The sequence below is a fragment of the Nocardioides sp. NPDC059952 genome (assembly GCF_042730435.1).
In the GTDB taxonomy this organism is placed as follows: domain Bacteria; phylum Actinomycetota; class Actinomycetes; order Propionibacteriales; family Nocardioidaceae; genus Nocardioides.
The window spans coordinates 35,471-62,049 of the sequence record NZ_JBHWLY010000030.1; the positions used below are offsets into that span (position 1 = coordinate 35,471).

Here is a 26,579-nt window from a genome sequence, read left to right on the forward strand (position 1 = left end):
GTCGCACCGAGCATCGACACCGTCAACGCGGCCGATACCGGCGCGATACCGAGCCCCGACCACCGCGATACCGACCGATGTCAGAACGGAGACCTACACCGGGGCCCACCAGCCCACGACCAAGGAAGGCACCATGAACACCACCACCCACCGCACCGCGACCACCCTCGCCGCTGCCACCGCCGTCGCCGGCGCACTGACCATCATGTCCGCCGTCGCGCCCACGGCTGCCAGCGCACGCCGCGTCGACCCTGTCGCCGACCCGGCCGCGCGCTGCGCCGTCAGCACCGGCGAAGCGTCCAGCACCGCGCCGATGGACATCGCCGAGATCGTCACGATGCTGAAGGTTCGGAGGGCGAAGTACCTCTTCGACCACCCGTACCTGCTCCACTGAACCGCCGACCTATCGCCCGCTCAGCGCTCTCGCAGCACCGACTCGATCCGCTCCACCTTGGCGCTCAGCTGGCCCTCGTAGCCGGGCCGGATGTCGGCCTTGAACACCAGCCCGACCCTCGGGGAGACGGCGGCGACCGCGTCGACGCACTGCTTGATGACACCCATGACCTCGTCCCACTCCCCCTCCAGGTTGGTGAACATGGCATTGGTCTCGTTGGGCAGTCCGGACTCGCGGACGATGCGGATCGCCTCCGCGACGGACGCGGCCACCGAACCATCGGGGTCGTCGGTCGTTGTCGGGGCGATGGAGAAGGCGACGAGCATGTCGAGACACTATCCAAATGCCTCCTGGGGCTGCATATAGTGGCGCCGCCGGGGGCCGAAGGTGCCTCACCCGGCGGGAAGGAACCGATGAGTGAGGGACTCGACCGGCTCGCTGCCACGCTGCGCGTGCCGGCGACGCGGCTCGCGCCGCTGGAGGCGTACGACGACCAGCAGCTGGGCCGGTTCGACGATCTGGTCCAGGGCGCGATGGCAGCGGAGGACAAGGCGTTCGACGCTTCCCTCGACGAAGCGCTGAAGCTGGTGCCGAAGATGCTGCGCGGAGTCGTCCAGAAGATGCTCGGAGGTAGTCGATGACCGCCCTGACCAGCTCGCTGGAGATCGCCAAGCTCGCCCACGAGATGCACGTGGACGAGTCCGAGCTCGCCTTCCTCGCCACCACCTCCCCCGACGACCTGCGTGATCTGCGCGGGATCGTCTCGCACGCGATGTTCAGCCGTCACGAGTCCCGGGTCAAGGGGCTGGCCGCGGTCAGCAAGAAGCTCCCCGCGGCGGTCACCGCGAAGATCACCGAGATCGCGATGGGCCCCATGCTCAGCGCCCGGGTGGCTGCGGTGATGGACCCCGCTGACGCCGCGAAGCTCGCCGGCCACCTGAAGCCGGAGTTCCTCGCCGAGCTCTCGGTCCATCTCGACCCGAGCCGGGTCGAGGGCATCATCGCCAAGCTGGACAGTGCTCTGGTCGTCGAGGTCGGTCGCCGGCTGCTCGCCCAGGGCCACCTGATGGCGCTGGCCCGCTTCACCGGCGTGGTCAGCCCGGCGACCTCGCTCGAGGTCGTCGACGGCGCCTCGGGCGCCCAGATCCTCCAGCTCGCGCTCTTCATCGACGAGCCCTCCGTGGTCGACCCGATCCTCGCCGGCCTCCCCGACGAGACCGTCGCCGAGATCGCCGCCGCGACGGCCGATCGCGGCGAGGCCGCCGATGCGCTCCTCGCCGCGCTCCACGAGGACAGCCGCGCCAGGATCGCCTCCCTGACCTGAGCCGAGGCGTCCGGTACGTCGGCCGAAGCGTCACTCCCGTCGGCCGAGACGTCACTCCCGTCGGCCGAAGCGTCACCCGCGTTGGCCAAGGCGTCAGGTGCGTCAATCGAGGCGTCACCCGCGCAGGCCGAGGCGTCACGTACGTCGATCGAAGCTCACCCACGCTGGCCGAGGCGTCACTGCGGTGGATTGAGGCGTCACGGCATGCCATCTCGACCGCCCTAACTGACATGTCGTCCGACGTACGTGACGCCTCGTCCGACGTACGTGACGCCTCGTCCGACGTACCTGACGCCTCGCCCGACCTACCTGACGCCTCGACGGGATGCGAAACAGCCCGCCACCCTTTCGGGTGACGGGCCGTTCGTGGGTCGGATCAGGCGTTGACCAGGCTGCGCAGGACGTACTGCAGGATGCCACCGTTGCGGTAGTAGTTGGCCTCACCGGGGGTGTCGATGCGGACGACCGCGTCGAACTCGACACCGGTGTCGGTGGTGACCTTGACCGTCTTGGGGGTGACACCCTCGTTGAGCGCGGTGATGCCGGAGATCGAGAAGGTCTCCTCACCGGTCAGGCCGAGGCTGTCGGCGGTCTGGCCCGCGGGGAACTGCAGCGGGATGACGCCCATACCGATCAGGTTGGAGCGGTGGATGCGCTCGAACGACTCGGTGATGACGGCCTTGACGCCCAGGAGCGAGGTGCCCTTGGCGGCCCAGTCGCGCGAGGAGCCGGAGCCGTACTCCTTGCCACCGAGGACCACGAGCGGGGTGCCGGCCGCGGCGTAGTTCTGAGCAGCGTCGTAGACGAACGACACCGGGCCGTCGGCCTGGGTGAAGTCGCGGGTGTAACCACCCTCGGTGCCCGGGGCGACCTGGTTCTTGATCCGGATGTTGGCGAAGGTGCCGCGGATCATGATCTCGTGGTTGCCTCGGCGCGAGCCGTAGGAGTTGAAGTCACGCTGCTCGACGCCGTGCTCGATGAGGTACTTGCCGGCGGGCGAGTCCTTCTTGATGTTGCCCGCGGGGCTGATGTGGTCGGTGGTGACCGAGTCGCCCAGCTTCAGCAGCACGCGCGCACCCTCGATGTCGGCGACCGGGGCCGGGGTCTTGGCCATGCCGTCGAAGTAGGGAGCCTTGCGGACGTAGGTCGACTCCTCGTCCCAGGTGAAGGTGTCACCGGTCGGGGTCGGCAGGTTCTGCCAGCGCTCGTCGCCCGCGAAGACGTCGGCGTAGTCCTTGGTGAACATGTCGGAGTCGATCGCGGCGGCGATGGTCTCCTCGACCTCGGCCGGGGTCGGCCAGATGTCCTTGAGGAAGACGTCGTTGCCGTCGTGGTCCTTGCCGAGGGAGTCCTCGAGCAGGTTGACGTTCATGTTGCCGGCCAGGGCGTAGGCGATGACCAGCGGCGGCGACGCGAGGTAGTTCATCTTCACGTCGGGGTTGATGCGACCCTCGAAGTTGCGGTTGCCGGAGAGCACCGAGACGACGGCGAGGTCGTTGTCGTTCACCGCGGCGGACACCTCGGGGATGATCGGGCCCGAGTTGCCGATGCAGGTCACGCAGCCGTAGCCGACGAGGTTGAAGCCGACCTTCTCCAGGTAGGGGGTCAGGCCCGACTTGTCGTAGTAGTTCGTGACGACCTTGGAGCCCGGCGCCAGGGTGGTCTTCACCCACGGCTTGCGGGTCAGACCCTTCTCGACGGCCTTCTTCGCCAGCAGCGCGGCGCCGATCATGACCGACGGGTTGGAGGTGTTGGTGCAGGAGGTGATCGAGGCGATCGTGACCGCGCCGTTCTCCAGCTCGAACTCGGTGCCGTCGGCCAGCGTGACCGGGACCTTCGCGTCGGCCTTGGAGGTGTACGTCGGGAGGTGACCCTCGAAGGAGGTCTTGGCGTCGGTGAGCTGGACGCGGTCCTGCGGGCGCTTCGGGCCGGCGATCGAGGGGACGATCGTGGAGAGGTCGAGCTCGAGCTTCTCCGAGTAGCGCGGCTCGGCAGCAGGGTCGTGCCAGAGGCCCTGGTCCTTGGAGTACTTCTCCACCAGGGCCAGCTGCTCCTCCGAGCGGCCGGTGAGGCGGAGGTAGTTGATGGTCTCCTCGTCGACCGGGAAGATCGCGACGGTGGAGCCGAACTCGGGGCTCATGTTGCCGATGGTGGCGCGGTTGGCCAGCGGCAGGGCGGTCACGCCGGCGCCGTAGAACTCGACGAACTTGCCGACCACACCGTGCTTGCGCAGCATCTCGGTGATGGTGAGCACCAGGTCGGTGGCGGTCGAGCCCTCGGGCAGGTCGCCGTGGAGCTTGAAGCCGACCACGCGCGGGATCAGCATGGAGACCGGCTGGCCGAGCAGCGCGGCTTCGGCCTCGATGCCGCCGACGCCGAAGCCGAGGACGCCCAGGCCGTTGACCATGGTGGTGTGGGAGTCGGTGCCGACGCAGGTGTCGGGGTAGGCCTGCAGCTCGCCGTCGACCTCACGGGTGAAGACGGTGCGGGCCAGGTGCTCGATGTTGACCTGGTGGACGATGCCGGTGCCCGGCGGGACGACCTTGAAGTCCTCGAACGCGGTCTGGCCCCAGCGCAGGAACTGGTAGCGCTCGCGGTTGCGCTCGTACTCGATCTCGACGTTGCGCTCGAAGGCCTCCGGGGTGCCGAAGACCTCAGCGATCACGGAGTGGTCGATGACCATCTCGGCGGGCGAGAGCGGGTTGATCTTGGTCGGGTCGCCGCCGAGCTCGGCCGCAGCCTCGCGCAGGGTCGCCAGGTCGACGATGCAGGGCACGCCGGTGAAGTCCTGCATGATCACGCGCGCCGGCGTGTACTGGATCTCCTTGTCGGGCTCGGCGGTCTCGTCCCAGCCCGCCAGCGCCTTGATGTCGTCGGCGGTGATGTTCGCGCCGTCCTCGGTGCGCAGGAGGTTCTCCAGCAGCACCTTCAGCGAGAAGGGCAGCGACGCGACGTCGAGGCCCTCACCCTTGACCGCATCCAGGCGGAAGATCTCGTAGGACTTACCGTCCACGTCCAGGGTGCTCTTGGCACCGAAGCTGTCCTTGCTGGCCAACGCGTTCATCTCCTTGCTCGCGTCCACAGTGACGTACGAATTCAAGTCTTTGAGGCCCATCCTGCCCCGGCCACGTACGCCGGGAAAACAAAGGCTCACCTAACCTTTTACGACGGGCAGGCCCGTCGATCTCTTGATATCAAGATACATGATGTCGAACGACATTTCGAATCACCCCGGCGCGCCGTGTTGTGACCACCGCCGCTGACAGCGATCCTCGGATGCTCCATGATTGGTCCGACCGGGCCACCCGTCGGGCCGCTACTCGTCGGGCACTAGTGATTCGAGGAGAGCCTTGAGCACCCTGATCGCCGTCGTGGCGCTGGTGATCGCCGTGGCCGCCGCTGCTGTCGCGTGGCGTCTGCGGCTCGCCAACAAGGCGCTGCGTGCCGAGACCATCGGTCTGCTGTGGCGACTGGAGCAGGCCGACATCTCGGCCCCGCGCACCGCCTACGCCGAGCTCCCGCCCGAGGACAGGCTGCTCAGCATCCGCATCCTCAACCCGCTCGAGCTCGCCTCGGCCCAGACGAAGGCGGCCACGATGCTGCACAAGGTGCGGCCGGCGCTGCTCTCCAAGATGGTCTACGACCAAGCCGCCGACTCGCTGCGCGAGCGGCTGGCCGACGAGGGCGTGGTGGCGGAGGTCAAGGTCCATGCTGGTCGCTAGCCTCGCCCTCCTCGGTGTGCTCGGCGCCGGCGTCGTCGTCGCTCTCGCCCACCTGGAGCAGCGTCGCCTGGAGCAGGCGCTGGAGGACGTACGTCTCGCGGACCTGAAGGCGCGCACGTCCCTCGCCGAGGCCGAGCGCGCCACGGACTGGCTCGGTCCCATCACCGACCCGATCACGGCACCGTTCGCGGGAGCCACCCGGTCGGTGGCCGGCGCGCTGGCCCGGGTGGTGCCCTACTCCGGCCGGCGTACGCCGCGGGTGCTCAACGCGATGCCGGCCACCACGACCGGCGAGCTGCTCGGCACGCTCGGCCCGCACCTGGACGAGGCCGTCCTGGACCGCCGGCAGCTGATCACCGACCTCTCCGACGACCCGACGATGGCGATGCGGATCGTCGTCGACGAGCGTTAGCCGAGCGCCCTCAGCCGCTCGCGCAGGCGGGCCCGCTCGTCGTCGGTGAGCGGCACCGCGAGCTCCTCGACGTAGGCCATCACCTCGTCGAGCCCGATCTCGTGGTGCTCGGTCTCCTCGCCCTCGCGGCGGATGGTGACGGTGTTGTCGGTGAGGCTGAGGTGTTGGTCCTCGCGGAGCCCGGTCACGATCAGCCGGTGACGGAAGTGCACCGTCGGGTGGGTGCTGGTGTAGTGGTGGCCGATCGCGACGTCGCTCGGCACAACCAACGCCTCGTCGTGGGTGTGCATCAGCTCCCAGCCGTCGTCCTTGGCCCGCTCCAGCGCCCAGCCGTGCTCGCCCCACCGCACCCGGTGGCTGATTCCCCGGACCTCGTCGACCGCGCCGTCGACCAGCGGGATCGGCCGCCACACGCTCAGCCCGAACCCGGGATCGGCCAGCAGCCGCTCCCCGTCCAACTCGACCACGGCCACCAGATGCGTACGTCCCGCCGCGGTCGGGTCGGCGCCCACCCGCGCGAGCCGGCGCTCGACGGCGAAGCCCAGCCGGTCCAGCACCGCGGCGAACAGCGTCCCGTGCTCGAAGCAGTAGCCGCCCCTCCCCCGACCCACGAACTTCTGCTGCACCTCGGGCAGGCCGACACCCGGATGCTGGTCGAGCAGCACGTCGATGTTGTCGAAGGTGAAGGTCCGCAGGTGGGCGTCGTAGATCTCCTCCAGCGCCTCCCGCGACGGGCCGGGCGGCTCGGTCACCCCGATCCGCTCCAGATACGCCGTCAGGTCGAGCCGGCCGGTGCCCCACAGGTCATCGCTCACGGCAGCATCTCAACGCCGATCGGCGAGCCGCGCAACCGATATCGGACGAGCTGGATCGCTTCGCGTGCGCCGGTGGAGGCTCGATGTGAAATGCTGATGGCGTGATCCGCACGACATTCACCTCGCGCCGGGCGTTGCTCGCGGGGGCGGTGGGTGGTCCGCTCGTCATGGCGCTCGGCGGCTGCGTCGGGCAGTCCTGGGACAAGCTGCCGGGAACGAGTCTGTCGATCGCCACCGGCAACCGAGGAGGTGTCTTCGACCGTTACGGCAACGCGCTGGCCGCCGTCCTGGAGGAGCGCCTCGACGGCGTCAGCGTCACCGCTCACAACACCAACGCCTCCCTGATCAACCTGAGCGAGGTGGCCCAGGGCACGAGCGACATCGGCTTCGCGCTCGGTGACGCGGCCGCGGACGCGATCCGGGGCACCGGACCGTTCGCCGATCCGATCGACCTGGCCGCCTTGACCCGGACCTACGACAGCTTCGTGCACCTCGTGGTGACGGCCGACTCGCCGGTGCAGGAGGTGGCCCATCTCCGCGGTCGTCGCGTCGGCCTCGGCAACCGGGGGTCGGGGACGAGGCTGGTTGCCGGGCGCATCCTCGCCGCTGCCGGTATCGCGTCGGACGAGGTCACCGGCACCGACGACAGTCTGGAGCAGTCGGCCGACGGACTCCGTCGCGGGCGGCTGGACGCGTTCTTCTTCGTGAGCGGCATCCCCAACACCGCCGTGGCCAAGCTCTCCGAGAGCGTGCCCATCCGGCTGGTCGACCTGGGGACGTTGCTCCCCGAGCTGACGGAGGCGTACGGACCCGAATACACCCTGGGCCCGGTGCCGACCTCGAGCTACGGCCTGCCCCGTGCGGTCGACGCCGTGAGTGTGAAGAACTACCTCGTGGTCCACCCCGATCTCGACGAGGAGCTCGCCTATGCGGTGACGCGCGTGATGTTCGAGGCGCAGGACCGGGTCGACCGGATCTCGCCTCAGGTGCGGCAACCCAACCTCGGAGCCGCGATCTTCACCTCACCCCTGCCCCTTCATCCGGGGGCAGAGCGATATTACCGAGAGCGTCGCCAGTAACGGCGGGTAGCACCACCGCCACCTCGAGGCCACCGTCGCTCGGCGTCGAGACGACCATCGACCCACCCAGGTCGTCGACGCGGGCCCGCACGATCGCCAGGCCGAGACCGGTGCCGGGTACGTTCTGGTGCTGTCTGCCCCGGAAGAATCGCGCACCGACCTTGGCGACGTCGTCGGGATGGAGTCCCTGACCGTGGTCCCGGACCCGCACCTCGATCTCTTCTGCCGCGACGTCACCACCGGTCACCGTGACCTCGACCGGCGAGTCCGGGGCGAACTTGGCGGCGTTGTCCAGGAGCGAGTCCAGGACGACCTCGACGACGTCCGGCGAGCTCATCGCGAGGGCCCTGTCGGGTAGATCGACACGGAGGCTGGAGAAGACGGGTTCCCACATCGCACACCGCTCGCGCACGATCTCAGCCACATCGACCTCAACCGGCGCGACCCGATGCGCGCCGATCTGGCTCAGCCTCAGCAGCGACTCGACGATGCTGCTGAGCCGGTCCGTCTCCTCCAGGACGGGTTCGACCGCAGCGACCGGCGACCCCGTCGCGGCCAGGTTCTCGACGCGCAGCCGTAACGCGGTGAGCGGGTTGCCGAGCTGGTGGGCCGCGTCGGCGACCAGCTCGCGCTGCTGGCGCTGGGACATCTCGACGTTGTCGACCATCGCGTTGAAGGATCGGGCGAGATGGCGCAGCTCGGGCGGTCCCAGCTCGTGGGCACGGGAGGACAGGTCTCCGTCGGCGAGGTCCTTCGCCGCATGCTCGAGGTCGTCCACCGGCCGGAGGATCCAGCCCACGAACGGCACCACGGCGCCGAAGACCATCAGCAGCACGACCACGAGTCCAGCCGCCACCAGCCAGGCGAGCCCGCTCGCGACGCTGCTCTTGACGGCGCTCGTCGGAGCGACGACCACGACCGCTCCGAGCACCTGGGCATCCCTGCCGACCGGCGACCCGATCACGACGTCGTCGCCGCTCCAGGGCCAGACCGTGGCGGGTGGTTGTGAGCCGGCACCCGAGAGCGCACGGTCGATGGTCTCCTGCACCTCGGGATCGTCCCCAGCCGTCTCCTCACCCGCTTGCGCGACGACCTGACGGTCCGCGTCGGTGACCAGCACCGACCCGCCGTAGACGTCCACGTAGCGCTCGAGGTCGACGCTCAGCTCCTCGGCGAGTCCTGACTCGAGGGCATCCTCCGCCACGACCGCGAACCGGGTGACGTCGCCGAGCCGACTCACGAACATGGCCTGCGTGCGGTCGGAGGCGTACGTCGCGATCAGCGGCACCATGAGCGCGAGGAGCAACAACCCGATCAGAGACAGGGACACGAGGAGCAGTCGGCGGCGCACGTGTCACTCCTACGTGGTGACTCGGTAGCCCACGCCACGGACCGTTGCCACCAACCCCGGCCGACCGAGCTTGGAGCGCAGCGCCGACACGTGGACGTCGAGCGTTCGCGAGGCGCCGACCCAGGCTGTCTCCCAGATCCCCTCCATCAGGGTCTCCCGGGTGACGGTGTCTCCGGCGGCCTGCACGAGCATGGAGAGCAGGTCGAACTCCTTGCGGGTCAGGGCGACCTCCTCCCCCGCCACCGTCACCCGGCGCGACCCGTGGTCGAGATGCACGTCACCGACGTGCTCGACCAGCTCGGTCGACCGCTGCCCCACGCGTCGCATGACCGCATCGATCCGGGCGAGGAGCTCGGCGAGCCGGTAGGGCTTGGTGACGTAGTCGTCCACGCCCGAGCGCAGAGCGGAGACCACGGTGAGCTCGTCCCTTCGTGCCGTCACCGCGATGATCGGCACGTCGACCCGGGTCCGGAGCTGGCGGCACAGGGCCAGCCCGTCCTGGTCGGGCAAGCCCATGTCGAGCAGGATCAGATCCACTCCCCCGAGGAGCTGCAGGGCCTCGGCTGCGGTGCCGGCCCGGCGTACGTGGAGGTGGATGCGTTGCAGGGCAGGCATCAGCGCCGCAACGACGCGGTCGTCGTCCTCGACGAGCAGGACTCGCATTTCACCTCGCTTGCCCGACGCACGCGCCAGGGGCTCGATCGGCCAACGTTAGAACTCTGTAAAGTCTCGCGGCCGAACCGGCAGGTGTGACGCACGACACTTCTAGGTTACGCAGCATGCCAGCCCCCACCCCCACCCCCCAACCGGGCTCCCAGGTCGACGTCGACAGCCTCGTCGCGGACTACGACGAGGAGAAGCCGTCCCGGAACCTGTCGCCGCGCCTGGAGCTCGTCGTCGGGCTGTGGTGCTTCCTGGTCTCCCTGTTCGTGCTCCGTCAGGTCTTCGACCCGCTCGATCTGGGCAGCCAGTACTACCTGATCCTCTTCCTCGGCATGACGCTGCCTCTGGTCTTTCTGACCTACCGGATGCGAGGGCGTCGCGATCCGGCGAAGGCCCATGCCGACAACCCCGGTGTCGTCGACTGGCTGCTCGCCGCCACGGCCGTGATCGTGGGCCTCTACCCGGTGCTTCCGTTCCCGCTGACGGACGTCGGCCTCGGCGGGTTCGGCGAGTTCCTCGACCGTCAGGGCTCGCTGCTCCCGCTCGACGTGGCTGCCGGGACCGTGTTGCTGCTGCTGGTGCTCGAGGCCACCCGTCGGACGACGGGGCTGGTTCTGCCGGCCGTCTGCGCCGTCTTCTTCGCCTACGCCTACTTCGGCGGCTACCTGCCCATCGGCTGGAGCATCAGCCACATCGGGCTCGACCTCGATCAGATCATCAATGCGCTCTACAACGAGGCTTCGGGCTTCTTCGGCGTACCCCTCGACGTCGCGGCGACCTACATCGTGCTGTTCACGATCTACGGTGCGGTGCTCGACCGCATGGGAGCCGGCCGCTTCTTCGTGGAGTTCAGCTTCTCCCTGTTCCGCAGGTCCGGGTCGGCCCCTGGTCGCACCGTGGCCACGTCCGGGTTCCTGCTCGGCACCGTCTCCGGTTCGGGAACGGCGACCGCGGTCACCCTCGGCTCGTTCGCCTGGCCGATCCTCAACCGGGCCGGCTACCCGAAGGAGGCAGCCGGAGGCATGCTGGCCGCATCCGGCATCGGCGCCATCCTGTCGCCGCCGACCATGGGAGCGGCGGCGTTCATCATCGCCGAGTATCTCGGGGTCTCCTACGTATCCGTACTGGTCTGGGCGATCGTTCCGACCCTCCTCTACTACCTCGGCATCTTCTTGGCCGTCGAGATCGATGCCCGCCGGTTCGGGGCGCATCGCGTCGACCTCGCCATCGGGAACGCGCTGCAGCTGCTGGCCCGCTCCGGATACCACTTCATCAGCCTCGGCGTGATCGTGTTCTTCCTCGCCATCGACATCCCGCCGTTCCGCGCCGTCGTCTACGCCACCGGCGTCGCCGCGCTGTTCGGACTCCTCGAGGCGGTGCTGTCGCGTCGCCCGGTGGTCAGCGGCTTCGACGACCACGACGTCGAGCAGGAGCGGATGGAGCTCGGGGAGTCGCTCCGGGACTACGCCCGCCGCGTGTACGACGCGCTGAGCTCCGGCATCCGCTCGGCGTTGCCCGTCATCGCGGTCTGCGCCGCCGCGGGCGTCATCACATCGGTCATCGCCAAGACCGGCCTGGGCCAGGTCCTGTCCGCCGTCCTGGTCGACCTGGCCTCGCTGCTGTCCTTCAACGAGGCGTCTCTGCTGGTGCTCTCGGCGCTGTTCTCCGCGTTCGCGATCCTGCTGCTCGGCCTCGCGGTGCCCGTGACTGCGTCGTTCATCCTCAGCTGGGTCATCATCGGCCCGGCACTGATCTCGCTCGGCGTGGACGCCCCGCAGGTGGCGATGTTCATCTTCTACTACGCGGTCCTCTCGGAGGTCTCCCCGCCGACGGCGCTCGCCGCGGTGGCGTCGGCCGCCATCACCGGCGGCAAGGTCATCCCGACGATGATGCAGGCCTGCAAGTACACGCTTCCCGCCTTCCTGGCCCCGATCGCCTTCGTGGTCACCGACAACGGCGCGCATCTTCTCGCCCGCGGTGACTTCATCGACATCGTCTGGACCTTCCTGGTGGCCGGATGCGCGGTCGGCGCCCTCGCCATCTGCACGACCGGATGGATCCTCGGCCCGACCAACCTTCTCGAGCGCGCCCTGTGCCTGCCCGCCGCACTGCTGCTGCTCTACCTGGTCCCGACCTCCATCGCGCTGGGCTTCGCCCTGCTCGCCATCGCACTGGTGCTCCATCTCATACGTCGCAAGGCGACCGGCGCGACGGCCGGCGAGCAAGACCACACCAGCCCCGACCCGACGTACGCATGACCCCAACCCCCAAGAAAGGCACCACCATGAAGCGCATCACCCCGCTCGCCGGGATCGCGGTCGCCGCGGCCCTCGTACTGACCGCCTGCGGCGGCCAGCAGAGCCGGCAGGAGGCAGGCTCCGGAGCAGACGAGAACAGCTGCGATGCCGGCACGGGCCGCATCTCGATCGCCACCGGAAACTCCACCGGCGTCTACTACGTGGTCGGCGGCGGCATGGCCCAGGTGATCAACGACGAGACGAAGCTGAAGGCCACCGCCGCGGAGACCGGTGCCTCGGTGCAGAACATCGAGCAGGTCGTCGCCGGCAACTACGACGTCGGCTTCTCGCTCGCGGACTCCGCCGCCGACGCGGTCAACGGCGAAGCCGACTTCGACAAGGCGCAGGACGTCTCGACCCTGGGCCGGATCTACTCCAACTACACCCACGTGGTGGTCCGCAAGGACGCCGACATCGACTCCGTCGAGGACTTCGCCGGCAAGGCCATCTCGACCGGGTCGCCCGAGTCGGGCACCGAGGTCATCGCCAACCGGCTGATCGAGTCCGCGGGCCTCGAGGTCTCCGATGTGAAGGCCCAGCGCCTGGACCTGACCAAGACCGTCGACGGCATGAAGGACGGCTCCATCGACGGGCTCGTGTGGTCCGGCGGCCTGCCCACCCCGGCGATCACCGACCTCTTCACCTCGATGGGCGACAAGGTCGAGTTCATCGACATCACGCCGCTGCTGCCGAAGATGCAGGAGGTCAACGAGGTCTACGAGGAGACGTCCATCCCGGGCGACACCTACGAGCTGGCCGAGGACATCCCGACCATCGTCGTGCCCAACGTGCTGGTCGTGAAGAACGACATGCCCGAGAACCTGGCCTGTGCCCTCACCACGCTGTTGGTGGAGCAGAAGGACAAGCTCGTCCAGGTCCACCCGGCCGCCAACGAGATCGACGCCGCCACCATGGCCGAGACCGGCCCGATCCCGCTCCACCCGGGTTCCGAGCGCGCGCTGGCGGACCTCGGCTGACCGCCCGCCGGGTGGGTCGGCACCGCCGGCGCTGTGCCGACCCACCCTTCTTCCCGAGTCCACCGCACCGACACGAGCCCACCACCTTTCAAGGGAGAGACCGCCCCGTGACCGCCCGCACCACACAGACCCCACTCCAGCTGTTCGACACCGACTCGCTGATCGGCGAGGAGGATCGAGCGATCCGCGACACGGTACGGCGATTCGTCGAGGACCGGATCAGGCCGGAGATCGCCGACTGGTACGAGTCGGGCTCGATCCCGGCCCGCGACCTGGCCAAGGAGCTCGGCGCGCTCGGCGTGCTCGGTATGCACCTGGACGGCTACGGCTGCGCGGGCACCAGCGCCACGGCGTACGGCCTGGCCTGCCTGGAGCTGGAGGCCGGCGACTCGGGGCTCCGCTCCCTCGTCAGCGTCCAGGGGTCGCTGGCGATGTTCGCGATCTGGAGGCACGGCAGCGACGAGCAGAAGCAGGAGTGGCTGCCTCGGATGGCCGCGGGCGCTGCCATCGGCTGCTTCGGTCTGACCGAGCCGGACTTCGGCTCCAACCCCGCCGGCATGCGGACACGCGCGGTCCGGGACGGGACGGACTGGCGGTTGACCGGCAACAAGATGTGGATCACCAACGGCTCGGTGGCCGATGTGGCGGTGGTGTGGGCACAGACCGACGACGGGATCCGCGGGTTCGTCGTCCCCACCGACACGCCGGGCTTCTCGGCGCCGGAGATCAAGAAGAAGATGTCGCTGCGCGCCTCGGTCACCTCCGAGCTCGTGCTCGACGACGTCCGGCTCCCCGCCGACGCGGCGCTGCCCGAGGTCACCGGCCTGTCGGGGCCCCTCTCGTGCCTCAACGAGGCCCGCTACGGGATCGTCTTCGGCGCGCTGGGCGCTGCCCGTGACAGCCTCGAGACGGCGATCGCCTACTCGAAGGACCGCGACATCTTCGACAAGCCGCTGGCGGCCTACCAGCTGACCCAGGCGAAGCTCGCCGACATGTCTCTGGAGCTCGGCAAGGGCATGCTGCTCGCGCTGCACCTGGGCCGCCTCAAGGACGCCGGCTCGCTGCGGGCCGAGCAGATCTCGCTCGGCAAGCTCAACAACGTGCGCGAGGCGATCGCCATCGCCCGCGAGTGCCGGACCATTCTCGGCGCGGCCGGCATCACCCTCGAGCACCCCGTCCTGCGGCACGCCAACAACCTCGAGTCCGTGCTGACCTACGAGGGTACGAGCGAGGTCCACCAGCTCGTCATCGGTCGCGCCCTGACCGGAGAGGCGGCCTTCCGGTGACCCCAGGAGCACTCACCGGCGTACGCATCGCCGACTTCAGCCGGGTGCTGGCAGCTCCGTACGCCACGATGCTGCTGGCCGACCTGGGTGCCGAGGTGGTCAAGGTCGAGCGACCGGACGGCGGGGACGAGACCCGCTCGTGGGGACCGCCGTGGTCCGAGGACGGCGAGTCGACGTACTTCCTCTCGGTCAACCGCAACAAGGAGTCGCGTGCGATCGACCTGCGCTCCGCGGAGGGCCGACGTGAGGCCCATGACCTCGTCGCCGGGTGCGACGTCCTCGTCGAGAACTTCCGCGACGGCACGATGGAGCGACTCGGCCTGGGATACGCCACCCTGTCCGCGGAGCACCCGGGGCTGGTCTACTGCTCGATCACCGGCTTCGGCTCGCGCGAAGGGGCCTCGCTCCCCGGCTACGACCTGGTGGCCCAGGCCGTCGGCGGGCTGATGTCGGTGACCGGTACGCCCGAGTCCGGGCCGGTCAAGGCCGGCGTGGCGCTGGTCGACGTGATCACCGGCCTGCACGCGACCGTCGGGATCCAGGCCGCCCTGCGCCACAAGGAGCGCACCGGGCAGGGGCAGCGGGTCGAGGTCAACCTGCTGTCCTCGCTCCTCTCCGCGCTGTCGAACCAGGCATCCACCTACGTCACGACCGGCCAGGTGCCCCAGGCGCTCGGCAACGTACACCCCAGCATCGCGCCGTACGAGCTGCTCGCCACCGCGGACCGGCCGCTGGCCGTCGCTGCGGCGAACGACAAGCTCTTCGCCCTGTTCGCCAGAGGTCTGGGCCGGCCGGAGCTGGCCGAGGACCCACGCTTCGCCACGAACGCCGACCGGGTGGCCCACCGTGCCGTGCTGGTGGCCGAGCTCGAGGACGTCCTGCGGGAGCAGCCGGCCGACCACTGGTTCGCGGTGCTGTCGGAGCTGGGGGTCCCGTGCGGCCCGATCAACGACCTGGGCCAGGCCTTCGCCCTCGCCGAGCGGCTCGGCCTCGCACCGGTCGCCGACATCCCCGGCGACGGCCGGGACCCGGTCCCGACCGTGGCACACCCGATCACGCTGTCGGCCACCCCGGCGGTCTACCGGATCCCACCCCCGCGCCTCCCCGGTCGTGCGGTGTGACGGGCCTCCGGGTCGCCGTGGTCGGCGGCGGCATCATCGGCGCGGCCGTCGCGCGGCACCTGGCCCGCCGCCACGACGCCGCGGTCACCCTGCTCGAGAAGGAGACCCAGCTGGCCGCGCATCAGAGCGGCCACAACAGCGGCGTGGTCCACGCCGGCCTCTACTACGAACCGGGCAGCCTCAAGGCGAGGCTGTGCCGCCGAGGTGTCGATCTGCTGCAGGAGTTCGTCAGCGAGCACACGATCGCCTACGACGAGTGCGGCAAGGTCGTGGTGGCGCTCTCGGAGAACGAGGCCGGACGTCTCGACGCGCTTCACAAGCGCGCGGTCGCGAACGGCGTGCCGGGCGTCCGTGTCGTCGAGGCCGACGAGCTGCGAGCCATCGAGCCGCACGCCGCCGGGGTGCGAGCGATCCACTCGCCGCGGACCGCGATCGTCGACTTCCCTGCGGTGACCGAGGCACTCGCCGCCGAGCTCCTCGACGCCGGCGGCTCGGTGCTCTTCGGTCACGAGGTGACCGCCATGACGGAGCGCACCGACGGCGTACGCGTCGAGACGACGAGGGAGGACGGCGACTACGACCTGGTCGTCGTCTGCGGCGGGTTGCAGAGCGACCGGCTCGCCGCCCTGGTCGGCGAGCGCCGTGAGCCGCGGATCGTCCCGTTCTACGGCGACTACTTCGTCGCCGACGCCGGTCAGCGCTCGCTGGTGCGCGGGATGATCTACCCGGTGCCGGACCCGCGCTACCCGTTCCTCGGCGTCCACGTCACCCCGAAGACCGACGGCACCCTGACGCTCGGCCCCAACGCGTTCCTCTCGCTCGGCCGCGAGTCCTACGAGCGGGGCAAGGTCGTCCCGCGCGACGTACGCGATGCCGTCGGCTTCCCCGGCTTCTGGCGCTTCGCCTCCCGAAACGTCGCCGCAGCGGTCCGGGAGTCCCGCACCGCGCTGAGCTCCCGCCGGTTCATCGAGGAGGCCCGCAGGTACGTGCCCGGCCTCGACCCCGCCGGGGTCCGGCGCGGCGGCCGTGGGGTCCGCGCCCAGGCGATGGACGACGCCGGCCACCTCGTCGACGACTTCGTGATCACCGGCACCGACCGGGTGGTGCTGGTCCGCAACGCACCGTCTCCCGGAGCAACCTCCGCCCTCGCCATCGCCGAGCACGTGGTCGACGAGGCGCTGCGGCGCCATCACGGAAGGACAACCCGATGACTCCCCCACCCCTCTCCTCCGGCCTCTGGGGCATCCTGGCCACGCCGTTCCACGGCGACCGGCTCGCGGTCGACCTCGCCTCGCTGCGCGCCGAGGTGGACCTCTACCTCCGCGTTCCTGCTGAGGGCCTGGTCGCTCTCGGCGTCTTCGGCGAGGGGAACGCCCTCGACTCTGCCGAGCAGGCCGCGGTCGTCTCCACGGTCGCCGAGCAAGCACCCGGCCTCCCCCTGACGGTCGGACTGTCCGCGCGGACGACCGCCATGGCGGTCGAGCAGGCGCGCACGGCCGCTGCAGCCGCCGGGCCTGCCCTGGCCGCGGTGATGGTGCAGGCGAACACACCCGACCCGGCGATGCTGGGCCGCCACCTGAGGACGATCCACGACGAGGTCGGCGCCGGCATCGTCCTGCAGGACTACCCGGTGGCATCCGGGGTCCGGTTGACCGACGCCCAGGTGCTCGAGACCGTGAGCGCGTGCCCGTTCGTGGTGGCGGTGAAGTCCGAGGCACCGCCCACATCTCTCGCGATCGCGCGGCTGAGTGCGCACACCGACATCCCGGTCTTCGGCGGACTCGGCGGCGTGGGGCTGATCGACGAGCTCGCTGCCGGAGCCGCCGGCGTGATGACGGGGTTCTCCCATCCCGAGGGGTTGCGGGCAGCCCTCGACGCCTGGCACGAGGGAGGGTACGACGCCGCCCGGGCGGCCTTCGCGCCCTGGCTGCCGCTGGTCAACTACGAGGCACAGCCCGGCATCGGTCTCTCCTTGCGCAAGCAGATCCTGGCCAGGCGCGGCATCATCGCCGAAGGCGCGGTGCGACCACCGAGCCCCACCGCGCCCGAGGAGCTCCTACGCCTGGCGCCGGACCACCTGGCCGCGGCGCGAGAGCTGCTCGCCACGACAAGCACGACACGCACGACACGAGAGCGGAGCTGACCATGGACACCGGACTCACCGGACGCACCGTGCTGGTGCCTGGATCCACCTCGGGTCTCGGGCTCGCCAGCGCCCGGGCCTTCGCGGCGGAGGGCGCCAACGTCGTCATCGCCGGGCGCCGGGCCGAACTCGCGGCGTCCGAGGCCGAGGCGCTCGCCTCCTCACCCGGGGCGGCCGTCGGCATCGAGTGCGACCTCACCGTCACCGGTGCCGCGGAGCGGCTGGTCGAGCAGACCACCGATGCCTTCGGCGCGGTCGAGGTGCTCGTCCTCAACAGCGGTGGCCCGCCGGCCGGCTCGGCGCTCGACGCCACTCCGGAGGCGGTGGAGTCGGCGATGCTGACGCTCGTCCAGCAGCAGGTCCGGCTCGTACGTGCCGTGCTGCCCGGCATGCGGCAGCGGGCCTGGGGCCGGATCGTGGCGATCGGGTCGAGCGGCATCCAGCAGCCCCTCGACAACCTGGCGCTGTCCAACACCGGTCGCGCCGCGCTGGCGGGTTACCTGAAGACGCTGGCCGGCGAGGTGGCGGGCAGCGGGGTCACGGTCAACATGGTCCTGCCCGGCCGGATCGACACGGACCGCGTCGCCACGCTCGATCAGGCTCGCGCCGACAAGACCGGAGCGAGCGCGAGCGAGGTGCGGCGTACGGCCGAGGCCGGCATCCCGGTGGGCCGGTACGGCACCCCCGAGGAGTTCGCCGTCGCCGTCGTGTTCCTCGCGTCGACGGCCGCCTCCTACATCACCGGGGAGCAGCTTCGGGTCGACGGCGGTCTGGTGCGGTCGTACTGATGTCGGTCTTCGTGAGCAGCGCGACGGCCTCGACGTGGTGGGTCATGGGGAAGAGGTCGAAGGCGCGCAGCGTACGCAGCCGGTAGCCGTGCTCGGCGAAGATCGCGACGTCGCGGGCGAGCGCGGCGGGGTCGCAGGCGACATACGCGACCGCACGAGGTGACCGGGCGACGACGCTCTCCACGACCTTCCGGCGGGCGCCCTCTCGGGGCGGGTCGAGGACGACGAGGTCGAACGCGCCCTCCTCGAGGCGGCCCAGCACTGTCGCCACGTCACCGGCGGCGACCTCGGCGGAGGGGACGTTGCCCACCGAGAGCGCCGAGGCGGTCGGGTCGCCCTCGACCGCGACGACGCGCCCGGTCGGACCGACGCGATCGGCGAGGAAGGCGGAGAAGAGACCGACGCCGGCATAGAGGTCCAGAACGGTGTCGCCCGGGGCCGGGGAGAGGGCGGAGAGCACCGCGGAGACCAGGGCCTCAGGCGCGCCGGGATGGACTTGCCAGAAGCCGTCCGCGGCGACCTCGAAGGAGTGCTCCGATCCCGCGACGGCGACCTGCTCCACGACCGTCCCGGCACCCGGCTCGCGGGCGTCGGTGGTGGCGATCAGGCAGTCGTCGACGGGGATGACGTCATGGGAGCGATACTTCCGCATGCCTCGGCCGCCACCGGGGGCGGTCGCGTAGCGCTGACGGGTCCGCCAGCGCAGCCCCTCCTCGTCGCCGGGTACGTCCTCGACGACCAGGTCCGCGACCAGCGGGTCATCGGCGGACAGGCCACCCAGGCGGACCAGCTGCTCGCGCAGCACCGCCGCCTTCAGCTCGCGCTGGCCGGACAAGGAGACGTGCTGGAAGTCGCAGCCGCCGCAGAGGCCCGGGCCGGCGTAGGGGCACGGCGGAACGACCCGTTCCGGTGCGGCCGAGAGCACCGAGACCGCGTCCCCGCGCCAGAACCGGTCACCGGCTGTTCCCTCGGTGATCTCGACGACCACCTGCTCGCCGGGCAGCGCGTGGCGTACGAAGACGACGCGGGAGCCGTCTTCGAAAGGCACCCGCGCGACGAAGTGGCCGCCGTGCGCGACCGGGCCGACCTCGACCTCGAAGCGTCGCCCGACGTAGGACTCGCCCTTGGCCGCCTTCGGGCGCGGCCGCCGGCCGCGCGGGGCCGGACGACGGGGGCCGCTCATCGCCGGCCGCTTCCACGGCGCAGGCCGGGCGCGAGCCAGTAGTCCTCGCGCAGCTCCTCGGCGCGCTCCTTGCCGGAGGCGAGCTGGTAGGGCACCGAGATGACCATGACGCCCGGGGTGAACAGCAGCCGGCCCTTGAGCCGCAGCGCGGTCTGGTTGTGGAGCAGCTGCTCCCACCAGCGGCCGACGACGTACTCGGGAATGTAGACGGCCACGACGCCACGTGGGTTGGCGTCACGGATCGCCGAGGCGTACTCGACGACCGGGCGGATCAGCTCGCGGTAGGGCGAGTGGAGCACCTTCAGCGGCATCGGCAGGTTGCGCTCGTCCCACTGCTTGAGCAGCTCGGCGGTGTCGGAGTCGGTGGTCGAGACCGTGACGGCCTCGAGCGCGTTGGGTCGGGTCGCCTGGGCGAAGGCCAGCGCCCGCAGAGTCGGCTTGTGGAGCTTGGAGACCAGCACGATGGCGTGGACCCGGGTCGGCATGACCTTGTCCTGCTCGTCGGCGGCCAGCTCGCGGGCGACGTTGTCGTAGTGGCGCCTGATCCCCAGCATGACCAGGTAGAAGAATGCCATCGCCAAGATGGTGATCCAGGCGCCGGCGAGGAACTTGGTGATCAGCACGATCACCAGAACGACCGAGGTCATCCCGAGACCGAAGGTGTTGATCGCTCGCGAGCGCTGCATCCGGCGCCGCTCGCTCGGGTCTCGCTCGGTGGCCAGGTGGCGGGTCCAGTGGCGGATCATGCCCAGCTGGCTGAGGTTGAAGGAGACGAAGACGCCGACGATGTAGAGCTGGATCAGCTTGGTGGTCTGCGCCTCGAAGATGATGATCAGAGCGATCGCCAGCACGGCCAGGAAGACGATGCCGTTGCTGTAGGCGAGCCGGTCGCCACGCGCCCCCAGGGACCGGGGCGCAAAGCCATCCTTGGCCAGGATCGAACCGAGGACCGGGAAGCCGTTGAACGCGGTGTTGGCGGCCAGGACCAGGATGATCCCGGTGACGGTGATGACGAAGTAGAAGCCCGCCGGGAAGTCGTTGAAGACCCCGGCCGCGATCTGGGAGATCACCGGGTGCTGCTCGTAGCCGGCCGGCACGGCATCGCCGGCGGCGGTGCGGAGGTTCTCGAGAGCGTGCGGGTCGACGTAGCGGATGCTCATCTGATTGGCCAGCACGATGATGCTCATCATCATCGTGATCGCGATCAGGCCGAGCAGCAGCAGCGTGGTGGCGGCGTTCTTGCTCTTCGGCCGCTGGAAGGCGGGTACGCCGTTGGAGATCGCCTCCACACCCGTCAGCGCCGCACATCCGGACGAGAACGCACGGGCGAGCAGGAAGATCATTGCCACCTGGTTGAGCGTGCCCTCCCAACCCTCCTCGGGCCGGATGTCCAGGGCAGCGCTCTCGGCCAGCGGCAGGTTGCCGCTCGCCAGCAGCACCAGCCCGTAGACACCCATGCCGAGGATGGCGAACATGAACAGGTAGGTCGGGACCGCGAAGAACGTCCCGGACTCGCGTACGCCGCGCAGGTTCATCGCGGTGAGCAGCACGATCGCGATCGACGCGACCAGGACCTCGTGGCCGATCAGGCCGGGGATCGCACTGGCGGCGTACTGAGCGGCGTTGGAGATCGAGACCGCCACCGTCAGCACGTAGTCGACCAGCAGGGCGCTGGCCACGGTCACGCCCGCCTTACGCCCCAGGTTGACCGTCGCGACCTCGTAGTCGCCACCGCCGCTCGGATAGGCGTGCACCGTCTGCCGGTAGGAGGTGACCACGGTCAGCATCACCAGAGCGACGACCAGGCCGATCTTCCAGGACCAGGCATAGGCGGAGGCTCCCGCCACCGCCAGCATGATGAAGATCTCGTCGGGCGCGTAGGCCACCGAGGAGAGCGCGTCGCTGGCGAAAACCGGTAGCGCGATGCGCTTCGGCAGCAGCGTCTCGCCCAGCTGAGAGCTTCGAAGCTTGCGACCGATCAGGATCCGCTTGGAGACATCACCGACACCCACAACCGCAGACGCTACGGCACATCGCCGCTACCGCGCGCTTCCGGATCGCCACACGCACCCGAACACGCCAACTTCGAGGGCGTAGGCGACGCGCGGCCCCGGCGAGTGCAATCATGACACGGTGCACGTAGTGATCATGGGCTGTGGCCGCGTCGGCTCGACCCTGGCCAGGAGCCTCGAGGACCGCAACCACACGGTCTCGGTCATCGACCAGAACTCCGAGGCGTTCCGGCGGCTCGGGCCAGGGTTCAACGGTGACAAGGTCGCCGGGATGGGATTCGACCGCGAGGTCCTGCTCAAGGCCGGCATCAAGCGGGCCGAGGCGTTCGCGGCGGTCTCCAGCGGTGACAACTCCAACATCATCTCCGCCCGGGTGGCGCGCGAGGAGTTCGGCATCCAGCAGGTGGTCGCCCGCATCTACGACCCCGGCCGCGCGGAGGTCTACCAGCGTCTCGGGATCAGCACCGTGGCGACCGTGAAGTGGACCGCCGACCAGGTGCTCCGCCGGCTCCTTCCGGCCGGCGCCGAGCCCGACTTCCGCGACATGTCGGGCAACATCCGCATCGACCAGGTCATCATGCCCGAGTCCTGGGTCGGCCAGCGGACCATCAAGTTCCAGCGCCAGTCCAACAGCCGCATCGCCTGGATCGACCGGCTCGGTGAGGGCGTCCTCCCTGTCCTCGAGAGCGTGATCCAGGAGGGCGACGTGCTCCACATCGTCATGCGCGAGGAGAACACCGCGCAGGCGTACAAGACGATCAAGAACGGCCCCGAGGAAGACTGACGATGAGAGTTGCTATCGCCGGGGCCGGGGCCGTCGGCCGGTCCATCGCCCGTGAGCTGATCACCAACGGCCACGAGGTGCTCCTCATCGACAAGAACCCGGGCTCGATCAAGCCCGAGCGGGTCGCGGACGCGGAGTGGCTCCTCGCCGACGCGTGCGAGCTCTCCTCGCTCGAGGAGGCCAGGCTCGACAACTGCGACGTGGTGATCGCCGCGACCGGTGACGACAAGGCCAACCTGGTCTGCTCGCTGCTGGCCAAGACCGAGTTCGGCGTGCCCCGCACCGTGGGCCGGGTCAACCACCCCAACAACGAATGGCTCTTCACCGAGGCCTGGGGCGTCGACGTCAACGTCTCCACCCCGCGGATCATGTCCGCGCTGGTCGAGGAGGCCGTCACCGTCGGCGACCTGGTGCGCCTGTTCACCTTCCGGCAGGGCCAGGCCAACCTGGTCGAGATCACCCTGCCCGCCGACTCGCCCTACGTCGGCAAGCCCACCGGCCTGGTGCCGTTCCCGGAGAACTGCGCGCTGGTCACGCTGCTGCGGGACGGCCAGGTCTACGTACCCACTCCCGAGCAGCCGCTCGAGCAGGGCGACGAGCTCCTCTTCGTCGTGCCCACCGAGAAGGAGGACGAGCTCGAGCGTCTCCTGGCCCCCACGGGCCACGGCGGCTAGGGCTCGTACGCAGCAACCCCTCGATCTCGGCAGGACAACAGTTGGCTCGCTCTCCCCTCCTCCAGACGCTTCGTCCTGTCCGGGGAAGGCTGGTCGCCAGCCTGCTGCTGATGGTCGTCTCGACCGTCGCCGGGCTGGTGCCGCTGGTCGGGATCGTCGAGCTCGCCCGGATCCTGCTGCCTGCTGCCGACGGCTCACCTGTCGACGCCGACCTGGCCTGGGTCGTGGTCTGGGTGAGCGTGGCCGCGTTGCTGGTACGCCTCGCGACGGTGCTCGGCTCGTCGTGGCTCTCCCACCTCGCCGACCTCGACCTCTCCATCCACCTGCGGCGGCTGATGGTCGCCCGGCTCGGCCGGGTGCCGCTGGCGTGGTTCACCGAACGCAACTCCGGCACCGTCAAGAAGGCCGTGCAGGACGACGTCGCCGCGCTGCACCATCTCGTCGCCCACTCGGTCATGGAGCTCACCGCCGCGATCACGCTGCCCTCGGTCGTCGCCGTGTATCTCTTCGTCGTCTCCCCGCCGCTCGCTCTGGTCACGCTGGTCCCGCTCGCGCTCGGGCTGGTCGGGTTCCGGATCTCGATGCGGGGCGCCGCGGCTCTCTACCGCGACTACGACGCCGGGCTGGCCGAGCTCGCGGCGGCCACGGTCGAGAACACCGGCGGGATCGCGGAGATCAAGACGTTCGGCGCGACCGGACAGGCCCACCGGCGGCTGGCCGAGGTCGCCACCCGGTTCGGCGGGTTCAACCGGTCCTGGATGCGGCACTCCGCCCTGGGGATGCTGCTGATGGAGCTCGCGCTGACGCCGGCACTGACCCTGGTGCTCGTCCTCGGTGCCGGGGTCTGGATGCTGCGGGCCTCGTGGATCACGGGTCCTGACCTGGTCCCGTTCCTGGTCCTCGGACTGGCCATGACCGCACCTGTCACCGTCGCCGGCTACGCCGCCCGCGAGCTGCGCGAGGCGACCGAGGCGGCCCGGCGCATCCAGCGGCTGCTGGCCGAGCCCGAGCTGCCCGAGCCGGCCGTGGCCGCGGCCGCTCCCGCCATCTCACGCGTCGAGATCCAGGACGTCTCCTTCGCCTACTCCCCCGGCGCGCCGCCGGTGCTCCACGACATCGGCCTGGTCCTCGAGCCGGGGACGGTGACCGCGCTCGTGGGCCACTCCGGCTCGGGCAAGTCGACGCTGGCCAAGCTGCTGCCCCGCTTCGCCGACCCGACCGCCGGCCGGATCACCATCGCCGGAGTGGACCTTCGGGAGATGACCAGCGCCCAGCTCTACGAGCAGGTCTCCTTCGTCTTCCAGGACACCGGGCTGCTGCGTACCTCGATCCGGGACAACATCCGTCTCGCCCACCCACAGGCACCCGAGGAGGACGTACGCCGCGCGGCCGAGGCCGCGCAGATCGCCGACCGCATCGAGGAGCTCCCACGCGGCTACGACTCCGTGGTCGGTGAGGACGGCCAGCTCTCCGGTGGTGAGCGGCAGCGGGTCGCGATCGCCCGCGCGCTGCTGTCCGACACCCCGATCCTGGTGCTCGACGAGGCCACCGCGGCAGCCGATCCCGAGTCGGAGGCGCTCGTCCAGCGGGCCCTGTCCCGCCTCGTCGCCGGACGTACGCTGCTGGTGATCGCGCACCGGCTCTCCACGGTCACCGCGGCCGACCAGATCGTGGTCCTCGACGCGGGCCGGGTCGCCGAGCTCGGCACCCACGAGGAGCTCCTCGCCCGGGGCGGGCGCTACGCCCGGCTCTGGGCCGCCGACCAGCGCGCCCACCCGGTCGGAGGTCACGCATGATCGCCATCGTCCGCCTGCTCGCGGCTCTCGTGGACCTCCCCCACCGGCGCCAGCTCGCCCGTGTCGTCGCGATGTTCGTCACCACCGGCGTACTCCAGGGTCTGGCCTTCGCCTGTGTCGTGCCGGTCCTGGACGCCGCGCTGCGCCAGGACTGGGACGCCGCGACCACCTGGCTGGGTGTGCTTGCCGGACTCTTCGTGGCCCATCACGTGGCCCTGACCGTGGGCAACCTGGACGGCTACGACCTGGCCTGCGACCTGCTCGACATCACCCTTGCCCGGCTCGGTGACCACACCGTGCGGCTGCCGCTGGGCTGGTACGACCGGGACCGCACCGGGCAGCTCTCTCGGATGGCCTCCAAGGGCGCGACCGACATCGCCTCCGTGCCGGGACATCTGCTGCGGCCGTTGATCGCCGCCGTTGTCAGCCCGATCACCGTGGTCGTCGCGATGGCGTTCCTGGAGTGGCGCCTGGCGCTCGCGCTCCTCGTCGGCGTCGTCGCGGTGCTGGCCACCACCCGCCTCCTGGCGACGATCGTCGGCCGTGGCGAGGGCGCCTATGACGCCGCGATGGCGGAGGGATCCGCGCGCGTGGTCGAGTTCGCGCTCAACCAGCCGGCGCTGCGGGTGTTCGGACGCACCGTCCACGGCAACGAGCTCGTCGAGACCGCGCTGACGGAGCAGAAGCGGGCCTCACGACGGCTGCTGGTGACCGGGTTCGGCGGCCTGGGGATCCAGCTGCTCTCCATCCAGGCGCTGCTCACCTTGGTGATCGCGCTGACCGTCCACCTCAGTCTCGGCGGCACCCTCTCCCCGGCGACGGCGATCGGACTCCTCGTCCTCACGGTGCGGTTCGTGGAGTCGCTCATCGACTACGGCGAGCTCTCCAGCGCGCTGCGCATCGCCGAGGGCTCGTTGCGACGTGTCCTCGACGTGCTCGCGCTCTCGCCGCTTCCCGAGCCGGCCACGCCCGGCGAGCCCGCCGACAGCGGCATCGAGCTGCGCGGCGTGGGCTTCGGCTACGACGGCTCCACCCGGGTCCTCGACGACGTCTCCCTCACCGCTCCCCCGCGCTCGCTGACCGCCGTGGTGGGGCCCTCGGGGTCCGGGAAGAGCACCCTGCTGCGCCTGGTGGCCCGGTTCCACGACGTCACGGACGGCTCGGTGATGCTCGGTGGCGTCGACGTACGCGATCTCGGCACCGAGGCCCTGATGCGGCGCGTCTCGATCGTCTTCCAGGACGTCTACCTCTTCGAGGGCACCCTGCGCGAGAACGTGATGATGTCGCGCCCCGACGCCACCGACGACGAGCTGCGGGAAGCCGCTCGGCTGGCCCGCGTCGACGACATCGTCTCGCGGCTACCGCGTGGCTGGGAGACCCGGATCGGCGAGGCCGGCTCCACGCTCTCCGGCGGCGAGAAGCAGCGGGTCTCGATCGCGCGGGCGCTGCTCAAGGACGCACCCGTCGTCCTCCTCGACGAGGCCACCGCCGCCCTCGATGCCGAGAACGAGGCCGCGGTCCAGGAGGCGCTCACCGCGCTCTCCGCCGACCGGACCGTCATCGTGATCGCCCACCGGCTCCAGACCGTCGTCGCCGCCGACCAGATCGTCGTCCTCGACGGCGGCCGGATCGTCGAGCGGGGCTCCCACTCCGAGCTCCTGGCTCACGGTGGGCGCTACCTCGACTTCTGGCGCGAGCGTACGCAGGCCGAGGGCTGGCGGCTTCTTGCCGAGGAGTAGACGGAGAGCTGGCCGCCGG

24 protein-coding genes are annotated in these 26,579 nt (G+C 70.1%); 17 read left to right on the forward strand and 7 right to left on the reverse strand.

Going from position 1 to position 26,579, the window contains the following annotated elements; all coding sequences use genetic code 11:
- Positions 1–133: 133 nt before the first annotated feature.
- Positions 134–394, forward strand: coding sequence for a hypothetical protein (locus ACFV9G_RS15425; RefSeq protein ID WP_378728351.1), 261 nt, complete (start codon positions 134–136; stop codon positions 392–394).
- Positions 395–414: 20 nt separating this feature from the next.
- Here ACFV9G_RS15425 and ACFV9G_RS15430 read toward each other — a convergent pair whose 3' ends face one another.
- Positions 415–720 carry an MTH1187 family thiamine-binding protein gene (locus ACFV9G_RS15430; protein WP_378728352.1) on the reverse strand — a complete coding sequence of 102 codons (306 nt, stop codon included), beginning with the start codon at positions 718–720 and terminating at the stop codon, positions 415–417.
- 87 nt (positions 721–807) lie between these two features.
- On the opposite strand from ACFV9G_RS15430, the gene ACFV9G_RS15435 reads away from it, so the two are divergent.
- Both ACFV9G_RS15435 and ACFV9G_RS15440 read left to right on the forward strand, forming a co-directional pair.
- Positions 808–1,035: a hypothetical protein gene (locus ACFV9G_RS15435; RefSeq protein WP_378728353.1), complete on the forward strand. Its 228-nt coding sequence runs from the start codon at positions 808–810 to the stop codon at positions 1,033–1,035.
- On the forward strand, positions 1,032–1,718 hold the full coding sequence (locus ACFV9G_RS15440; protein WP_378728354.1) for a hypothetical protein: 687 nt from the start codon (positions 1,032–1,034) through the stop codon (positions 1,716–1,718). The genes ACFV9G_RS15435 and ACFV9G_RS15440 overlap by 4 nt, the downstream gene beginning before the upstream one ends.
- 376 nt (positions 1,719–2,094) lie before the next feature.
- Here ACFV9G_RS15440 and acnA read toward each other — a convergent pair whose 3' ends face one another.
- Complete coding sequence (gene acnA / locus ACFV9G_RS15445; RefSeq protein WP_378728355.1) at positions 2,095–4,782, reverse strand: aconitate hydratase AcnA; 2,688 nt, start codon at positions 4,780–4,782, stop codon at positions 2,095–2,097.
- Between the two features lie 286 nt (positions 4,783–5,068).
- Between acnA and ACFV9G_RS15450 the strand changes: the two genes are divergently transcribed.
- Complete coding sequence (locus ACFV9G_RS15450; protein ID WP_378728356.1) at positions 5,069–5,440, forward strand: hypothetical protein; 372 nt, start codon at positions 5,069–5,071, stop codon at positions 5,438–5,440.
- A complete protein-coding gene (locus ACFV9G_RS15455; RefSeq protein WP_378728357.1) occupies positions 5,427–5,852 on the forward strand; it encodes a hypothetical protein in 426 nt (141 codons plus the stop codon). The genes ACFV9G_RS15450 and ACFV9G_RS15455 overlap by 14 nt, the downstream gene beginning before the upstream one ends.
- Here the strand turns inward: ACFV9G_RS15455 and ACFV9G_RS15460 are convergent.
- The gene (locus tag ACFV9G_RS15460; protein WP_378728358.1) at positions 5,849–6,667 is read right to left on the reverse strand and encodes an arylamine N-acetyltransferase; all 819 of its coding nucleotides are present in this window, start codon (positions 6,665–6,667) and stop codon (positions 5,849–5,851) included. The genes ACFV9G_RS15455 and ACFV9G_RS15460 overlap by 4 nt on opposite strands.
- 101 nt (positions 6,668–6,768) lie before the next feature.
- On the opposite strand from ACFV9G_RS15460, the gene ACFV9G_RS15465 reads away from it, so the two are divergent.
- Positions 6,769–7,746, forward strand: coding sequence for a TAXI family TRAP transporter solute-binding subunit (locus tag ACFV9G_RS15465; RefSeq protein WP_378728360.1), 978 nt, complete (start codon positions 6,769–6,771; stop codon positions 7,744–7,746).
- Here ACFV9G_RS15465 and ACFV9G_RS15470 read toward each other — a convergent pair.
- Positions 7,685–9,097, reverse strand: coding sequence for an ATP-binding protein (locus ACFV9G_RS15470; protein WP_378728361.1), 1,413 nt, complete (start codon positions 9,095–9,097; stop codon positions 7,685–7,687). The genes ACFV9G_RS15465 and ACFV9G_RS15470 overlap by 62 nt on opposite strands.
- Positions 9,098–9,106: 9 nt before the next feature.
- Positions 9,107–9,760, reverse strand: a complete 654-nt coding sequence (locus ACFV9G_RS15475; RefSeq protein WP_378728362.1) for a response regulator transcription factor — start codon at positions 9,758–9,760, stop codon at positions 9,107–9,109.
- A gap of 116 nt (positions 9,761–9,876) precedes the next feature.
- On the opposite strand from ACFV9G_RS15475, the gene ACFV9G_RS15480 reads away from it, so the two are divergent.
- From ACFV9G_RS15480 to ACFV9G_RS15510, 7 genes are all read left to right on the forward strand, one after another.
- The gene (locus tag ACFV9G_RS15480; protein ID WP_378728363.1) at positions 9,877–12,018 is read left to right on the forward strand and encodes a TRAP transporter permease; all 2,142 of its coding nucleotides are present in this window, start codon (positions 9,877–9,879) and stop codon (positions 12,016–12,018) included.
- 26 nt (positions 12,019–12,044) lie between these two features.
- Entirely contained in the window at positions 12,045–13,034 is a 990-nt protein-coding gene (locus tag ACFV9G_RS15485) for a TAXI family TRAP transporter solute-binding subunit (RefSeq protein WP_378728364.1), read from the forward strand.
- Positions 13,035–13,141: 107 nt separating this feature from the next.
- On the forward strand, positions 13,142–14,320 hold the full coding sequence (locus ACFV9G_RS15490; RefSeq protein WP_378728365.1) for an acyl-CoA dehydrogenase family protein: 1,179 nt from the start codon (positions 13,142–13,144) through the stop codon (positions 14,318–14,320).
- On the forward strand, positions 14,317–15,441 hold the full coding sequence (locus ACFV9G_RS15495; protein ID WP_378728366.1) for a CaiB/BaiF CoA transferase family protein: 1,125 nt from the start codon (positions 14,317–14,319) through the stop codon (positions 15,439–15,441). Before ACFV9G_RS15490 ends, ACFV9G_RS15495 begins: the two co-directional genes overlap by 4 nt.
- Positions 15,438–16,652 carry an L-2-hydroxyglutarate oxidase gene (gene lhgO, locus ACFV9G_RS15500; RefSeq protein ID WP_378728367.1) on the forward strand — a complete coding sequence of 405 codons (1,215 nt, stop codon included), beginning with the start codon at positions 15,438–15,440 and terminating at the stop codon, positions 16,650–16,652. Before ACFV9G_RS15495 ends, lhgO begins: the two co-directional genes overlap by 4 nt.
- Positions 16,649–17,584: a dihydrodipicolinate synthase family protein gene (locus ACFV9G_RS15505; RefSeq protein WP_378728369.1), complete on the forward strand. Its 936-nt coding sequence runs from the start codon at positions 16,649–16,651 to the stop codon at positions 17,582–17,584. Before lhgO ends, ACFV9G_RS15505 begins: the two co-directional genes overlap by 4 nt.
- A gap of 2 nt (positions 17,585–17,586) precedes the next feature.
- On the forward strand, positions 17,587–18,372 hold the full coding sequence (locus ACFV9G_RS15510) for an SDR family oxidoreductase (RefSeq protein ID WP_378728370.1): 786 nt from the start codon (positions 17,587–17,589) through the stop codon (positions 18,370–18,372).
- On the opposite strand, the gene ACFV9G_RS15515 is transcribed toward ACFV9G_RS15510, so the two are convergent.
- Both ACFV9G_RS15515 and ACFV9G_RS15520 read right to left on the reverse strand, forming a co-directional pair.
- Entirely contained in the window at positions 18,323–19,555 is a 1,233-nt protein-coding gene (locus ACFV9G_RS15515; protein WP_378728371.1) for a class I SAM-dependent RNA methyltransferase, read from the reverse strand. The two genes, ACFV9G_RS15510 and ACFV9G_RS15515, sit on opposite strands and share 50 nt — an antisense overlap.
- On the reverse strand, positions 19,552–21,567 hold the full coding sequence (locus tag ACFV9G_RS15520) for an APC family permease (RefSeq protein WP_378728372.1): 2,016 nt from the start codon (positions 21,565–21,567) through the stop codon (positions 19,552–19,554). Before ACFV9G_RS15520 ends, ACFV9G_RS15515 begins: the two co-directional genes overlap by 4 nt.
- Before the next feature lie 121 nt (positions 21,568–21,688).
- Between ACFV9G_RS15520 and ACFV9G_RS15525 the strand changes: the two genes are divergently transcribed.
- The 4 genes from ACFV9G_RS15525 to ACFV9G_RS15540 are packed head-to-tail and all read left to right on the forward strand — an operon-like array spanning position 21,689 to position 26,560.
- Positions 21,689–22,351, forward strand: coding sequence for a potassium channel family protein (locus ACFV9G_RS15525; RefSeq protein ID WP_378728373.1), 663 nt, complete (start codon positions 21,689–21,691; stop codon positions 22,349–22,351).
- Positions 22,352–22,353: 2 nt separating this feature from the next.
- Entirely contained in the window at positions 22,354–23,025 is a 672-nt protein-coding gene (locus ACFV9G_RS15530; RefSeq protein ID WP_091041412.1) for a TrkA family potassium uptake protein, read from the forward strand.
- 41 nt (positions 23,026–23,066) lie between these two features.
- A complete protein-coding gene (locus ACFV9G_RS15535) occupies positions 23,067–24,821 on the forward strand; it encodes an ABC transporter ATP-binding protein (protein WP_378728374.1) in 1,755 nt (584 codons plus the stop codon).
- Positions 24,818–26,560 carry an ABC transporter ATP-binding protein gene (locus ACFV9G_RS15540; protein WP_378728375.1) on the forward strand — a complete coding sequence of 581 codons (1,743 nt, stop codon included), beginning with the start codon at positions 24,818–24,820 and terminating at the stop codon, positions 26,558–26,560. Before ACFV9G_RS15535 ends, ACFV9G_RS15540 begins: the two co-directional genes overlap by 4 nt.
- Positions 26,561–26,579: the final 19 nt, after the last annotated feature.

Excerpts from the sequence above, each read along its gene's own strand:
- ACFV9G_RS15425 (WP_378728351.1), top strand. The coding sequence starts at position 134 with ATGAACACCACCACCCACCGCACCGCGACCACCCTCGCCGCTGCCACC.
- ACFV9G_RS15430 (WP_378728352.1), bottom strand. The coding sequence starts at position 720 with ATGCTCGTCGCCTTCTCCATCGCCCCGACAACGACCGACGACCCCGAT.
- ACFV9G_RS15435 (WP_378728353.1), top strand. The coding sequence starts at position 808 with ATGAGTGAGGGACTCGACCGGCTCGCTGCCACGCTGCGCGTGCCGGCG.
- ACFV9G_RS15440 (WP_378728354.1), top strand. The coding sequence starts at position 1,032 with ATGACCGCCCTGACCAGCTCGCTGGAGATCGCCAAGCTCGCCCACGAG.
- acnA (WP_378728355.1), bottom strand. The coding sequence starts at position 4,782 with ATGAACGCGTTGGCCAGCAAGGACAGCTTCGGTGCCAAGAGCACCCTG.
- ACFV9G_RS15455 (WP_378728357.1), top strand. The coding sequence starts at position 5,427 with ATGCTGGTCGCTAGCCTCGCCCTCCTCGGTGTGCTCGGCGCCGGCGTC.
- ACFV9G_RS15475 (WP_378728362.1), bottom strand. The coding sequence starts at position 9,760 with ATGCGAGTCCTGCTCGTCGAGGACGACGACCGCGTCGTTGCGGCGCTG.
- ACFV9G_RS15480 (WP_378728363.1), top strand. The coding sequence starts at position 9,877 with ATGCCAGCCCCCACCCCCACCCCCCAACCGGGCTCCCAGGTCGACGTC.
- ACFV9G_RS15485 (WP_378728364.1), top strand. The coding sequence starts at position 12,045 with ATGAAGCGCATCACCCCGCTCGCCGGGATCGCGGTCGCCGCGGCCCTC.
- ACFV9G_RS15505 (WP_378728369.1), top strand. The coding sequence starts at position 16,649 with ATGACTCCCCCACCCCTCTCCTCCGGCCTCTGGGGCATCCTGGCCACG.
- ACFV9G_RS15510 (WP_378728370.1), top strand. The coding sequence starts at position 17,587 with ATGGACACCGGACTCACCGGACGCACCGTGCTGGTGCCTGGATCCACC.
- ACFV9G_RS15515 (WP_378728371.1), bottom strand. The coding sequence starts at position 19,555 with ATGAGCGGCCCCCGTCGTCCGGCCCCGCGCGGCCGGCGGCCGCGCCCG.
- ACFV9G_RS15530 (WP_091041412.1), top strand. The coding sequence starts at position 22,354 with ATGAGAGTTGCTATCGCCGGGGCCGGGGCCGTCGGCCGGTCCATCGCC.
- ACFV9G_RS15540 (WP_378728375.1), top strand. The coding sequence starts at position 24,818 with ATGATCGCCATCGTCCGCCTGCTCGCGGCTCTCGTGGACCTCCCCCAC.